Annotated in this window: 10 protein-coding genes; 8 read left to right on the top strand and 2 right to left on the bottom strand. The window is 71.2% G+C overall.

Going from position 1 to position 13,911, the window contains the following annotated elements:
* Nucleotides 1–337: 337 nt before the first annotated feature.
* A complete protein-coding gene (locus GSY65_RS24140; RefSeq protein WP_201452649.1) occupies nt 338–2,467 on the top strand; it encodes an ATP-binding SpoIIE family protein phosphatase in 2,130 nt (709 codons plus the stop codon).
* Between the two features lie 171 nt (nt 2,468–2,638).
* Here GSY65_RS24140 and GSY65_RS24135 read toward each other — a convergent pair whose 3' ends face one another.
* Nucleotides 2,639–5,008 carry a transglycosylase domain-containing protein gene (locus GSY65_RS24135; RefSeq protein ID WP_159772400.1) on the bottom strand — a complete coding sequence of 790 codons (2,370 nt, stop codon included), beginning with the start codon at nt 5,006–5,008 and terminating at the stop codon, nt 2,639–2,641.
* 332 nt (nt 5,009–5,340) lie between these two features.
* On the opposite strand from GSY65_RS24135, the gene GSY65_RS24130 reads away from it, so the two are divergent.
* Genes GSY65_RS24130 through GSY65_RS24120 form a run of 3 tightly spaced genes read left to right on the top strand, consistent with a single transcriptional unit; the run spans nt 5,341 to nt 8,905 of the window.
* Nucleotides 5,341–5,865 carry a PadR family transcriptional regulator gene (locus tag GSY65_RS24130; RefSeq protein ID WP_159772398.1) on the top strand — a complete coding sequence of 175 codons (525 nt, stop codon included), beginning with the start codon at nt 5,341–5,343 and terminating at the stop codon, nt 5,863–5,865.
* Nucleotides 5,862–6,554: an ABC transporter ATP-binding protein gene (locus GSY65_RS24125; RefSeq protein ID WP_159772396.1), complete on the top strand. Its 693-nt coding sequence runs from the start codon at nt 5,862–5,864 to the stop codon at nt 6,552–6,554. The genes GSY65_RS24130 and GSY65_RS24125 overlap by 4 nt, the downstream gene beginning before the upstream one ends.
* Entirely contained in the window at nt 6,551–8,905 is a 2,355-nt protein-coding gene (locus GSY65_RS24120; RefSeq protein ID WP_159772393.1) for an ABC transporter permease, read from the top strand. Before GSY65_RS24125 ends, GSY65_RS24120 begins: the two co-directional genes overlap by 4 nt.
* A gap of 23 nt (nt 8,906–8,928) precedes the next feature.
* On the opposite strand, the gene GSY65_RS24115 is transcribed toward GSY65_RS24120, so the two are convergent.
* On the bottom strand, nt 8,929–9,864 hold the full coding sequence (locus GSY65_RS24115; protein ID WP_236580020.1) for a LysR substrate-binding domain-containing protein: 936 nt from the start codon (nt 9,862–9,864) through the stop codon (nt 8,929–8,931).
* Between the two features lie 175 nt (nt 9,865–10,039).
* Between GSY65_RS24115 and GSY65_RS24110 the strand changes: the two genes are divergently transcribed.
* The 4 genes from GSY65_RS24110 (at nt 10,040) to GSY65_RS24095 (ending at nt 13,754) form a co-directional block, all read left to right on the top strand.
* The gene (locus GSY65_RS24110) at nt 10,040–10,594 is read left to right on the top strand and encodes a peroxiredoxin (protein ID WP_159772390.1); all 555 of its coding nucleotides are present in this window, start codon (nt 10,040–10,042) and stop codon (nt 10,592–10,594) included.
* Nucleotides 10,595–10,601: 7 nt separating this feature from the next.
* Entirely contained in the window at nt 10,602–11,135 is a 534-nt protein-coding gene (locus GSY65_RS24105; RefSeq protein WP_159772387.1) for an alkyl hydroperoxide reductase, read from the top strand.
* Nucleotides 11,136–11,323: 188 nt separating this feature from the next.
* Nucleotides 11,324–12,112: a class I SAM-dependent methyltransferase gene (locus GSY65_RS24100; RefSeq protein WP_159772384.1), complete on the top strand. Its 789-nt coding sequence runs from the start codon at nt 11,324–11,326 to the stop codon at nt 12,110–12,112.
* Between the two features lie 868 nt (nt 12,113–12,980).
* On the top strand, nt 12,981–13,754 hold the full coding sequence (locus GSY65_RS24095; protein ID WP_159772382.1) for an isoprenyl transferase: 774 nt from the start codon (nt 12,981–12,983) through the stop codon (nt 13,752–13,754).
* The last annotated feature ends 157 nt before the right edge of the window (nt 13,755–13,911 follow it).

Below are 13,911 nucleotides of genomic sequence, written 5' to 3'. Positions count from 1 at the left end.
TGCGCCCCCGGTCCACAACCGTAGGATCGTCCTCCGCGAGGATGCCCAGGGGTAAGTCCCGCAGTTCGCGCAGTGCTTGACCATACGTCACCGAGGGGCGGCAGGACGTGATCAAGGGGTACGAGGGCCACACCGGCAGAGGCCGGAGAAGACCAGACGGACGGTCGGTACTGTCGTTCGGCGGGTCCGCCGGTACCGTGTGTGGCACAGGAACTGCCTCTGACCACGCGGGAAATCCGTTCCTGGGGCACGTAATCCGGGTATCGGCCTTTCTGCGGGACGAAGTATCGGGTTTGCTGCGGGACGAACTGCGCGTAGCTCGCGCAGTCCCGGACGGATGGATTCGACACGCGTGACGGAGCACCCCACCTCCCACGAGCGCCCTCAGAGCGGCGCCGGCCCCGCGGATGCCCGCGGGGCGGTTCTGCGTACCCAGGAGCCGCTGCGCGCGGCGCCCGCCGGGGCCTTACCCGCACAGGCACGCACGAGTGACGCGCAGGCCCGTACGGGCGACACCGCCGCCGAGCCGGGCACGGCGACCCCGTGCACGAAGAACGGCGAAGCCCTTTCGGAGCACGCCCAGCCTGCGCTCTCCGAGCATTCCCAGCCCTCGGCCACCGAGCCCGACCCGCACCGCCCCCGCCCGGCACCGGAGACCATTCCGGCGCAGCCCGGCGGCGAGGCGGAGCGGTCGGCCGGCGCGGTGGGCGGTCCGGACCGGCGCAGCGGGCAGGGTGTCGCGCCGGGCGCCCCCATGCCGATGCGGCGCGACGGCGACCGGTTGCGGTTCGTCGGCGCCGCGACCCGGCGGATCGCCCGCGGCATCGACCTGGACGAGATCGTCATGGGCCTGTGCCGGGCGACCGTGCCGACGTTCTCCGACGCCATCCTCGTGTATCTGCGCGAACCCCTGCCCGTCGGCGACGAACGGCCCACCGGTCCCATGCTGCTGCGGCTGCGCCGCACCGACCGGATCCCCGAGGAGCGGGACACCGAGGGCGGCTTCATGCCCGCGCTCCAGCCCGAGCCCGTCGACCTGGCGGTGGTCACCGCCGAGCAGTGCGAGGTGCGGCCCGGCGGGGCGCTCGCCGAGGTGCTGCGCGGGGTCCGGCCGGTCTTCGCCGACGCGCCCGCCGCACACGACGCGCTGCCGGAACTGCTCGGTCCGGAGGCCCAGCTGACGGTGCCGACGGGGCAGCGGGCGATCCTCGCGCCGCTGCGCGGGCGGCGCCGGGTGATCGGCGCGGCCGTGTTCCTGCGCCGCCCCGAGCGGATGGCGTTCGAGCAGGACGACCTGCTGGTCGCCGCGCAGCTCGCCACCCACAGCGCGCTCGGCATCGACAAGGCCGTGCTGTACGGGCGTGAGGCGTACATCGCCGACGAGTTGCAGCGGACCATGCTCCCGGAGGCGCTGCCGAAGTGCACCGGCGTGCGGCTCGCGCACCGGTATCTGCCGGCCGCGGAGACCGCACGGGTCGGCGGCGACTGGTACGACGCGATTCCCCTGCCGGGGAGCCGGGTCGCGCTGGTCGTGGGCGACGTCATGGGGCACTCGATGACGTCCGCCGCGATCATGGGTCAGCTGCGGACGACCGCGCAGACGCTGGCCGGGCTGGACCTTCCTCCGCAGGAGGTGCTGCACCACCTCGACGAGCAGGCGCAGCGGCTGGGCACGGACCGGATGGCGACCTGTCTGTACGCCGTGTACGACCCGGTCTCGCACCGCATCACCATCGCCAACGCCGGGCATCCGCCGCCGGTCCTGCTGCACCTGGGCGGGCGCGCCGAGGTACTGCGGGTGCCGCCGGGCGCGCCGATCGGTGTGGGCGGGGTGGACTTCGAGGCGGTGGAGCTGGACGCGCCGGCCGGGGGCACGCTGCTGCTGTACACCGACGGGCTGGTGGAGTCCCGGCTCCGGGACGTGTGGACCGGCATAGAGCAGCTGCGCGAGAAGCTCGCCGCGACCGCGCAGTTGACCGGGCCGGACCATCCGCCGCCGCTGGAGGCGTTGTGCGACGAGGTGCTCGACATGCTCGGTCCGGGTGACCGGGACGACGACATCGCGCTGCTCGCCGCCCGGTTCGATGGGATCGCTCCCAGCGATGTCGCCTACTGGTTCCTGGAACCGGAGGAGATGGCTCCGGGGCGGGCCCGTCGTCTCGCCCGCCACGCCCTGTCCCGCTGGGGGCTGGAGGAGCTGACCGACTCGGTGGAGTTGCTGATCAGTGAGGTCGTGACGAACGCGGTGCGGTACGCGACGCGGCCGGTGACGCTGCGGTTGCTGCGGACCGATGTGCTGCGCTGCGAGGTGACCGACGACGTGCCCCAGCTGCCGCGGCTGCGGCAGGCGCGGGCGACCGACGAGGGCGGGCGCGGGCTCTACCTCGTCAATCGGCTGGCGAAGCGGTGGGGAGCGACACGGCTGAGCGCGGGGAAGGTGGTCTGGTTCGAGCTGAACCAGGCGTGAGCGCTCCGCCGGGTTGGGCCGGTCATCGCTCGGAGTCGGCTCGGGGCCGGCTGTGACCAGCAGACTGCGGGTTTGCGTGGGGCTGATCGCGCAGTTCCCCGCGCCCCTGGACCACAGAGGGGGCGCCCGGTGTTCACCGGGCGCCCCCTTTCTGTGTGTTCTCTTGTGCGGCTAGCCGCCCACCTGTGGGTCGTTCGGGTCCGGCGGGAGTTCGGGGTCGCCGCTGGGCGTCCCCTCCGGGGTCGTCTCCGGAGTCTCCTCAGGGGTCGTCTCCGGAGTCTCCTCGGGAGTCGTCTCCGGAGTCTCCTCAGGGGTCGTCTCCGGAGTCTCCTCCGGCGTGGTCTCCGGGGACTCCGACGGGGTCGGGCTCTGGCTCGGGGACTCGGTCGGCGCGACCGCGGCGCCCTGGGTGGTCTCCAGGTCGAACTTGGTCTTCTCACCCATCACGCCGAAGGTGTACGTGGCCCAGATCTGGGCCGGGAAGCCACCGCCGTTGACGCGTTCGACGCCGGCCGCCCCGTACATCGGGACGTGCTTGCCGTTCTTGCTCATGTCCTCGCCGAACAGGCCGACCGAGGTCACCAGCCTCGGGGTGTAGCCGGTGAACCAGGCGGAGCGGTTCTCGTCGGAGGTACCGGTCTTGCCGGCCACCTGCTGGCCGTTGCGAGCCGGGTTGTCCCGGACGGAGAGCTTGGCCGTACCGTCGTCGACCACACCTGTGAGGACCGAGGTGACCGTGTCGGCGGCCTCGCGGGTGATGACCTGCTCGCCGATCGGGTCGGTCATCCGCACCGCGCCGTCCCGGTGCTCGGCCGAGGCGAGGATGGTCGGGGTGACCTTCTTGCCGTGGTTGTCGAGGGTGGCGTAGATGCCGGCCATCTCCAGCGGGCTCGCGCCCATGGAGCCGAGGGTCTGGGCGGGCACCGCCTGCATGCCCTCGGTGTCCATGCCGAGCTTCCCGGCGACCTCCATGACCTTCTCCATCCCGACGTCGACGCCCATCTGGGCGAAGACGGAGTTGATGGACTTGTTCATGGCGGTCTGCACGGTGACGTCGCCGTAGTTGACGTCGTCCTCGTTGGGCGGGGCGAAGCCGACCTTGGTGCCGTTGTCGAGGACCTGGTGCCTGCTGTCACCGTCGTAGACGGTGTTCGCGGCGATCGGGTCGCCGTCCTGGGTCTCGGCCTGCCCGTCGACGGCCGCGGCGAGGATCACCGGCTTGAAGGTGGAGGCGGGCTGGTAGTCCCGGCGTGTGGCGTTGTTCTGGTAGTGCTTCACGTAGTCGATGCCGCCGTACATGGCGAGGACCTTGCCGGTCTTCGGGTCGACGGAGACGGCGCCGGCCTGGACGTGTGCGTCGACCTTGCGCTTCTTGGGGTCGAGCTTGCTGGTGAGCCGCTGCTTGACGGCCTTCTCCAGCGCCGCCTGCTTCTTCGGGTCGATGTTGAGCTTGATCGTCCAGCCGCCCTTGTCGATGAGGGCCACGGCCTCCTCACGGTCGGCCGCGCGGCCGCTGGCGACGAGCTGGCGGGCCAGCTCGCTGTTGGCGGCCTCCACCAGATAGCCCGTCTGCCCGGCCATGTCGGGCGTGGCCTGCGGCGGCTTCAGCTTGGGGAACTTCATGCCCTTGCGCTTGTCGGCGTCCAGCCACTTCATCTCGACCATGTTGTCGAGGACGTAGTTCCAGCGCGCCATGACCAGCTTCCTGCCGGTCGGGGTGGCGACGGCCAGGTCGTACTGGCTGGGGGCCTGGAGGAGGGCGGCGAGGTACGCGCCCTGGGCGACGGTGAGGTCCTTGGCGTCCTCGCGGTAGTACGCCTGGGCCGCGGCCTGGATGCCGGAGGCGCCGCGGCCGTAGTAGCTGGTGTTGATGTAGCCCGCGAGGATGGTGTCCTTGGTCTCGTTGCGCTCCAGCTTCAGGGAGATGACCAGTTCCTTGAGCTTGCGGGTCACCGTCTGGTCGGACGTCAGGTAGAAGTTCTTGACGTACTGCTGGGTGATCGTCGAGCCGCCCTGCTTGCCCTTGCCGGAGAGGGTGTTGATCACACCGCGGGTCATGCCCTTGAGGTCGACACCGGGGTCGTCGTAGAAGCTCTTGTTCTCGGCGGCGACGAAGGTCTGCTGGACCTGCTTGGGGACCTTGTCGAGTTCGACGATCTCGCGCGCGGTCGTGCCCTTGCCCGTGCGCGCGAGGAGCTTGCCGTCCTCGAACTGGTAGACGTTGCTTTCCTTGGTCGCGTCCGGGTTGCCCTTGGGGATGTCGATCATCAGGTACAGCACGAAGAACGCGCCCATGACCAGCAGGCACAGACCGAAGAACGTGCCGAGGATCTTCTTCCAGGTGAAGAGGCGGCGTATCCCGGTCTTCTTCTTTTTCCCGCCGCCCTTGCCGCCCTTGGCCGCGGCCCGGGCGGCGGCCCGCCCGCCGCCCGCGGGCGGCTCTATGACCGCGGTCGTCCCCGCCTCACCACCGGACGAGCGCTTGGGCGCCGCGCGGCGACCGCCGCGTTGCCGCGCTCGTCTTTCTTCCGCTCGTCCCATGACTCCGGTCCGCTCCGCCTCTGTTCGGTCTCGTACGTCACTCAGGTCAATGCCAGCTCAGCAAGCTAACACCGAGGACTGTGACACGGAGGAGTCGGCAGGGCCTCGTCCGGCGTGACAATGCGCACGCGCCACGGACAGTCACCCACCTCGTCCCACCGGATCGGACGTTCCAGCAGCCCCGATGGTTGCCAGGCAGGCGCACAAGCCGCGGGTCCCAGTGGTGACAGAACCGTGACATTCGCGTGTGACCTGCGGCGGATCCACCGCCGGTGGCGACCTATGCACAGCAGGTATACGTGGTGTGTATACGCGGTGTGTACAGTCGTGCCATGTCCATCGGTCACACACTCCTGGGACTCCTGGAGTCCGGGCCCCGCCACGGTTACGACCTGAAGCGGGCCTTCGACGAGAAGTTCGGTCAGGACCGGCCCCTGCACTACGGCCAGGTCTACTCGACGATGTCCCGCCTGCTGAAGAACGGCCTGGTCGAGGTCGACGGCATCGAGCCCGGCGACGGTCCCGAGCGCAAGCGGTACGCGATCACCGAGGCGGGCATCACCGATGTCCAGCGATGGCTCGCGACGCCCGAGAAGCCGGAGCCGTACCTGCAGTCGACCCTCTACACGAAGGTCGTGCTCGCCCTGCTCACCCACCGGGACGCGGCGGACATCCTCGACACGCAGCGCTCCGAGCACCTGCGCATGATGCGCATCCTCACCGACCGCAAACGCACCGGCGACCTCGCGGACCAGCTGATCTGCGACCACGCCCTGTTCCATCTGGAGGCCGACCTGCGCTGGCTGGAGCTGACCGCCGCCCGGCTGGGCAAGCTGGCCGAGGTGGTGACCCGATGACCCCGCCGCCCGCCGGCTCCCTGCTCGTCGCGACAGAACTGCGCAAGGCGTACGGCCCGACCACCGCTCTGGACGGCGCCGGGTTCTCCATCCACCCCGGCGAGGTCGTCGCGGTGATGGGGCCCTCCGGTTCCGGGAAGTCGACCCTGCTGCACTGTCTGGCCGGGATCGTGACGCCCGACTCCGGGTCGATCATCTACAACGGCCACGAGATGGCCACCATGAACGACGCCCGGCGCAGCGCGCTCCGCCGCAGCGAGTTCGGATTCGTCTTCCAGTTCGGCCAGTTGGTGCCCGAGCTGACCTGCGTGGAGAACGTGGCGCTGCCGCTCCGGCTGAGCGGCGCCTCCCGCAGGGAGGCCGAGCGGACCGCCCTGTCCTGGATGGCCCGGCTGGAGGTCGACGACCTGGCTCGCAAGCGCCCCGGTGAGGTCTCCGGCGGTCAGGGCCAGCGGGTGGCCGTGGCGCGGGCGCTGGTCACCGGTCCGCGGGTGCTGTTCGCGGACGAGCCCACCGGCGCGCTCGACTCGCTCAACGGCGAGCGGGTGATGGAGCTGCTGACGGAGGCGGCCCGGTCCACCGACGCGGCGGTCGTCCTGGTCACGCACGAGGCGCGGGTGGCCGCGTACTCCGACCGCGAGATCGTCGTACGGGACGGGAAGTCCCGGGACATGGAGCGCGTCGTATGAGGTCCGCCGTGGTCGGCCAGTGGTACCGGGACCTGGCGATGGGCGCGCGGTTCACCTTCACCGGGGGCCGTGAGGGCTGGGTGCGCGCCGTGCTCACCGCGTTCGGCGTGGGTCTCGGGGTGGCGCTGCTGCTGCTCACCGCGGCCCTGCCGAGCGTGCTGTCCGGGCGGGACGCCCGCGAGGCGGCCCGGCAGGACCGGGGGATCGGCTACCTCCAGAACAACGCCGAGTCGAAGCCGACCGACCGGAGTCTGCTCATCGCCGACACGGACACCGAGTACCGGTACCAGGAGATCCGTGGCCGGCTCGTCGAACCCGAGGGCGCCGACGCGCCGCTGCCGCCGGGGGTCGCGGAGTTCCCCGCCCCCGGCGAGATGGTCGTCTCCCCCGCCCTCGCCGAACTGCTGGGCTCCGACGACGGGAGACTGCTGCGCGAGCGGCTGCCGTACAGGACGGTGGGGACCATCGGCCAGGACGGGCTCATCGGTTCGGGCGACCTCACCTACTACGCCGGTGCCGAGGGCCTCGCCGAGCGGCTCGACGGCTCGGTGGTGGCCCGCATCGACCGGTTCGGTTCGTCGACGGACCAGCCGGAGCAGGAGGTCGACCCGGTCCTGCTGCTGCTCACCCTGGTCGTCTTCGTCGTGCTGCTGACGCCGGTCGCCGTCTTCATCGCCACGGCCGTGAGGTTCGGCGGCGAACGCCGCGACCGCCGGCTCGCGGCGCTCCGGCTGGTCGGCTCCGACAGCCGTATGACCCGCCGGATCGCGGCGGGCGAGGCCCTCGCCGGGTCCGTGCTGGGGCTGCTCTTCGGGACCGGGTTCTTCCTACTCGGCCGGGAGGTCGCCGCTTCCGTCGAGGTGTTCGGCGTCAGCGTGTTCCCCAGCGACCTCAACCCCTCCCCCTCTCTGGCGCTGCTGGTCGCGCTGGCCGTGCCGGCCGCCGCCGTCCTCGTCACGCTGGTCGCGCTGCGCGGCGTCGTCATCGAACCCCTCGGTGTGGTGCGCACCGCCGGACCGGCCCGCCGCAGGCTCTGGTGGCGGCTGCTGCTGCCGCTCGGCGGTCTCGCCCTGCTCTACCCGATGCTCGGCCAGGGCTCGGAGAACGGCGAGTTCAACGAGTACCTGGTGACCGGCGGTGTCGTCCTGCTGCTGTGCGGCATCACGGCGCTGCTGCCGTGGATCGTCGAGGCGTTCGTCGCCCGGCTCGGCGCCGGCGCCCTCTCCTGGCAACTCGCCGTCCGCCGCCTCCAGCTGAGCGGCGGCTCGGCGGCCCGCATGGTCAACGGCATCGCGGTGGCGGTGGCCGGCGCGATCGCCCTGCAGATGCTGTTCGCCGGGGTCGAGGGCCGGTTCACGGAGCCGACCGGCAAGGACACCTCGCGCGCCCGGCTGGAGCTGGTCCTCCCGCAGGACGGCTCGATCGGCGCCGTCGGGGAGAAGCTGAGGCGGGCCAAGGGCGTCGCGGCCACCGCCGCGCTGTCCACGACGCAGGTGTCCGCCACCGCCAAGGACCCCGAGCGGTGGCTGGGGGTGACCGTCGGCGACTGCGCCGCGCTGCGCGAACTCGCGAGGATCCCCTCGTGCCGCGACGGCGACGTCTTCTTCGTGCCCGACCCGGCCGACCCGGTGACGGCGAGTCTCGCCACCGCGGGCCGCACCGTGTACTTCGACCCGTCCTACAGCGGGGAGGAGCCGCGCGCCGAGACCGCCTGGAAGCTGCCGGCCGGGACCAGGAAGGCGACCGGGCGCGCCGACTCGCTGCGGCCGGGGACGTCGGGGCTGTTGCTGACCCGGGGCGCCCTGCCCGCGAAGAGCGGGTCGGACCTCTCCAGCACCGTGTACGTACGGACGGACCCCGCGGTCCCGGACGCGCTCGACGAGGTGCGCAACGCGGCCGTGGCGATCGACCCGCTCATCCGGACCTGGGAGTGGGAGTCGACCCAGCAGGCGGAGCAGTTCACGGACATCCGCACCGGGCTGCTGGTCGGCGCGACCGCCGTCCTCGTCCTGATCGGCGCGAGCCTCCTCGTCTCCCAGCTGGAGCAGCTCCGGGAGCGCAGGAAGCTGCTGTCCGCGCTGGTCGCGTTCGGCACCCGGCGCCGCACCCTCGGGCTGTCCGTGCTGTGGCAGACGGCGATCCCGATCACCCTCGGCCTCGCCCTCGCCCTGGCGGTCGGCCTGACCCTGGGCGCCGTCCTGGTGAGGATGACGAGCGCCGACGTGGCCGTCGACTGGGCGAGCGTGCTGTCGATGACCGGCATCGGCGCGGGTGTCGTCGTCCTGGTCACGGCCCTGAGCATGCCGCCGCTGGTGAGGATGATGCGTCCGGAGGGGCTGCGCACCGAGTAGGCGGGCCCCTGCGCGGGGTGCGGCTACAGCACCCGGACCGGCAACGGCCGCAGCGCCTGACGGAGCGCTGCGGCCAGTTCCTCGTACTCGGCCGCCCGCGCGGCGCCCGTCCGCATGGCGAGGGCGACGCGGCGGCTCGGCGCCGGGTGCGCGAAGCGGCCCGTCAGCAGCTGCGGGTTCCGGCCGGTCTCCACGGTGACGGCGGTCCGCGGCAGCAGGGTCACCCCGAGGCCGCCCGCGACGAGTTGGACGAGGGTGGAGAGACCGGCGGCGGTCGTGGTGACGGGGACGTCGTCGCGGCCGGCCTCCCGGCAGATGTCCAGGGCCTGGTCGCGCAGGCAGTGGCCCTCGTCGAGCAGCAGCAGGTGGAGCGCGCGCAGTGCCTCGCGGGGTATGCCCTGCCGGCCGCCCAGTTCATGGCCGAGCGGGGTGACGAGCACGAAGTCCTCGTCGAAGAGGGGTAGTTCGGTGACGCCGGGGACACCCAGCGGCACGGCGAGGAGCAGCAGGTCGAGCCGGCCGGTGGTGAGGCCGTCGAGCAGGTTCGCGGTCTGCTCCTCGTGCACCTGGAGGTCGAGGTCCGGGTAGCGCTCGTGGACGAGGTTGAGGACCGTCGGCAGCAGATACGGCGCCACCGTGGGGATCACACCCAGGCGCAGCGCCCCGGTGAAGGGCGCCCGCACCGCCTCTGCCTCCTCCAACAGCGCCGCCATCTCGGCCAGCACCGCACGCGCCCGTACGGCCAGTCGCTCGCCGGCGGGCGAGAGGAGCACCTTGCGGGTGGTCCGCTCGACCAGCGTCACGCCCAGCGTCTCCTCCAGCGCGGAGACGGCGCCGGACAGGGCGGGCTGGCTCATCCCTATCGCGGTCGCGGCGTCCCGGAAGTGCAGATGCTCGGCGACGGCCGCGAAGGCCCGCAACTGGGAGAGGCTGGGCCGGCGACGGACGGCACCGTTCACGGCAGGCCGCACCTGGGACCCCACCTTTCACTGACAGTCACTGATAACCGCATTCGATCAACCCGACCGAGTGTAGCTATTTCATTGATCAATGCACCCTGTGCCACCATCGTGATCGTCCAACCCGTCGGAAACCCCTGCTCCAAGGGGTGTTTTCGCATTGCAAGGAGAGCCTGTGCTCACTGTCGGTGACAAGTTCCCCGCGTTCGACCTGATGGCCTGCGTCTCGCTGGAGAAGGGCAAGGAGTTCGAGCGGATCAACCACAAGACCTACGAGGGTCAGTGGAAGGTCGTGTTCGCGTGGCCGAAGGACTTCACCTTTGTGTGTCCCACCGAGATCGCCGCGTTCGGCAGGCTGAACGACGAGTTCGCCGACCGCGACGCCCAGGTCCTCGGCTTCTCCGGCGACTCCGAGTTCGTGCACCACGCCTGGCGCAAGGACCACGACGACCTGCGCGACCTGCCGTTCCCGATGATGGCCGACTCCCGGCACGAGCTGATGCGGGACCTCGGCATCGAGGACGAGGAGGGCTTCGCCAAGCGCGCGGTGTTCATCGTGGACCCGAACAACGAGATCCAGTTCGCCATGGTGACCGCGGGCTCGGTGGGCCGTAACCCCAAGGAGGTCCTGCGGGTCCTGGACGCCCTGCAGACCGACGAGCTGTGCCCGTGCAACTGGACCAAGGGCGACGAGACACTGGACCCCGTCAAGCTGCTGGCCGGGGAGTGAGTCCGCGATGTCCCTCGACGCTCTGAAGTCCGCCATACCGGACTACGCCAAGGACCTCCGCCTCAATCTGGGGTCCGTCATCGGCAACTCCGAGCTGCCCGCGCAGCAGCTGTGGGGCACCGTGCTCGCCACGGCGATCGCCTCGCGCTCGGCCGTGGTGCTGCGGGAGCTCGCTCCGGAGGCCAGGGCGAACCTGTCGCCCGAGGCCTACACGGCGGCGAAGTCCGCGGCGGCGGTGATGGCGATGAACAACGTCTTCTACCGGACGCGGCATCTGCTGTCGGACCACGAGTACGGCAATCTGCGCGCCGGGCTGCGGATGAACGTGCTCGGCAACCCCGGGGTCGACAAGGTCGACTTCGAGCTGTGGTCGTTCGCGGTGTCCGCGATCAACGGCTGCGGGCTGTGCCTCGACTCGCACGAGCAGGTCCTGCGGAAGGCCGGGGTCGACCGGGAGACCGTGCAGGAGGCGTTCAAGATCGCGTCGGTGATCCAGGCGGTGGGGGTCACGCTGGAGGCGGAGGCGATCCTCTCCGAGTAGACCGCCGGAGCCCTGCGGGCGGGGCGCGGGTCGCGTCGGCGGCCGCGGTCGGTGCGGGGACCGTTCGCACGGTCCCCGAGCCCTCGCAGGGGGCCTGCGGTCCCTGCGGGGGCAGGCCGGCTGACGCGCCGCGCGGCCCGCTGAAAAGCGCTCGCGTCCCGGGCACGTGCTCGGCAGAATCCCTGCCCATGACTGGTCGCCCCTCCGCTCCCTCCCCCACGTTCGACGAGCTGGTCGCCGAGGGCGATGCCGTGCCGACCGAGGGGTGGGACTTCTCGTGGTTCGAGGGGCGGGCCAGTGAGGCCCGGCCCTCCTGGGGGTACGCGCGGGGGATGGCGGAGCGGCTGGGGCGGGCGTCGGCCGCGCTGGACATCCAGACCGGGGGCGGGGAGGTGCTGGACTCCGCCCCGCGGCTGCCCCGGCTGACCGTCGCCACCGAGGGGTGGCCGCCGAACGTCGCCAAGGCCACCGCCCTGCTGCATCCGCGCGGGGCGGTGGTCGTGGCGAGCCCCGAGGACGCGCCCCTGCCCTTCGCGGACGGGGCCTTCGACCTGGTCACCAGCCGGCACCCGGTCCGGGCGCACTGGACGGAGATCGCCCGGGTGCTCGGGCCCGGCGGCATCTACTTCGCCCAGCACGTGGGGCCCGCCAGCGCCTTCGAGCTCGTCGAGCACTTCACCGGCCCTCTGCCGGACGAGGTCCGCGCCGGCCGGGACCCCGAGCGTGAGCGCGCCGACGCGGAGGCGGCGGGGCTGGAGGTCGTGGATCTGCGGGCCGAGCGGCTCCGGATGGAGTTCTACGACATCGCCGCCGTCGTGCACTTCCTGAAGAAGGTCGTCTGGATGGTGCCCGGCTTCACCGTCGACGCGTATCTGCCCCGGCTGCGCTCGCTCCACGAGCGGATCGAGCGCGAGGGATGTTTCGTCGCTCACAGCGCCCGCCACCTCTTCGAGGCGCGCAAGCCGACGCGGCCGTAGCCGGTCAGGGACGGGGGTAGCCGGCCGACGATCTTCCCTTTCGCCAACTGCGGTGGCGGGCAAGGGCACTTCGAGGTCGGTCCGCGTGAGCCGTCCGGGTGAGGGGGCGCACGCCGCAGCCCGAGGGGGTGCCCCGTCGGCCGACCGCCCTCGCCTTGGTGTCCGCATCGTTATCGGCCGCGACTTGGCTCGCACAACCCCTCTCACGTAGGTTCAGACCAAGGTAATTCGCGTGAGCAAAGCTGCGCGGGCGGCACCGCGCAGTGGAGGGGGCTGCGCGGTGCCGCGAACCGGTGGCCGCGCCGGTCGCGGTGGCCGCCGTCCGTCAAGCGGGCGTTCCGGCGCCGCTTCACCCACACGAGCGCGCTCCACCGTCTCCCCCCGAGAGTCGCACAAGCATGCGCGAACCTCATGAATCCACCAGGATTCCCGCTCTTCCCCTTGGAATCGGTCGCGATCCGGCCGCGATAACCCCTTGATCGCACCCTGAATGCCTGCTTCCGCACTCACCCTCGCGCTGTCGTCCGACTCCGCAGAGTAGTTGTGGCACGCCGATGCACGCAGCATCACTCACGAAGGGTTATGGTGGAAACCCCCCCTCGGGCCGGTCCGTCTCCCCCCCACGGACCGGCCCGTTTTTTCTGCCCGTCCGCGGACACCTCTCCGCGGTCCGGGCGAGGGGGCCGGGCGAGCAGGCCGGGCGGGCGTGCGGGCGGGTGTCCGGGACGGATCCCGGAGGGCCTCCGGAAAGCCCTCCGAAGGGCCCCCGAGGGGCCCGCAGCCCCGAACACCCCTTGGCGGACTTGGCCTCCAGCACCGGTAGGCTCTGCCAACCAAGGGGACGGCAGCGACACCGGAGGGGCTTCACGTGAACCTGCGCGACACACTGCGCGGCCTGCTGGTCAAGGTCTACGCACGCAGGGTCGAGGGGCACCTCGACCACGCCCAGGTGCCCAAGCACATCGGCGTCATCATGGACGGCAACCGGCGCTGGGCGAAGGCCGCGGGGTCCACCACGGCGCAGGGGCACCGGGCCGGGGCCGACAAGATCGAGGAGTTCCTCGGCTGGTGCACCGAGACGGACGTGAAGGTCGTCACCCTCTGGCTGTTCTCCACCGACAACTTCGGCCGCCCCCAGGAGGAACTGGTCCCGCTCTTCGGCATCATCGAGGACGTCGTGCGCTCCCTCGCCGCCGACGGCCGCTGGCGGGTGCACCACGTGGGCACCCTCGACCAGCTCCCCGGGCAGCTCCAGACGGCCCTCAAGGAGTCCGAGGAGGCCACCGCGCACGTCGACGGGATACTGGTCAACGTCGCCATCGGGTACGGCGGCCGCCAGGAGATCGCCGACGCCGTACGGTCCATGCTCCTCGACGCCCAGGAGAAGGGCACCTCGATGGAGGAGCTGGCCGAGAGCGTCGACGTCGACATGATCGGCCGCCATCTGTACACCGGGGACCAGCCCGACCCCGACCTGGTGATCCGTACGAGCGGCGAGCAGCGGTTGTCCGGATTCATGCTCTGGCAGACCGCGCACTCCGAGTACTACTTCTGCGACGTCTTCTGGCCGGCCTTCCGGAAGGTGGACTTCCTGCGCGCGCTGCGCGACTACGCGGTGCGACACCGGCGCTACGGAGGCTGAACCTCCGCATTTCCCCTGCGTTACCGATGAGGTGTCTGCCGCCCCCTTCGCGGCAGAAGTAACGAGGAGTTCACCGGGGCGCCGTCGTACGGCGTGGCATGGCCGCGCATGTTCGAGGGAATAAGCCAGTCAGGTCGACACCCGAACCACGGGTGTC

The organism is Streptomyces sp. HM190, assembly GCF_009857135.1.
Lineage (GTDB): Bacteria > Actinomycetota > Actinomycetes > Streptomycetales > Streptomycetaceae > Streptomyces > Streptomyces heilongjiangensis.
This window is presented reverse-complemented; position numbering and strand designations above follow the sequence as displayed.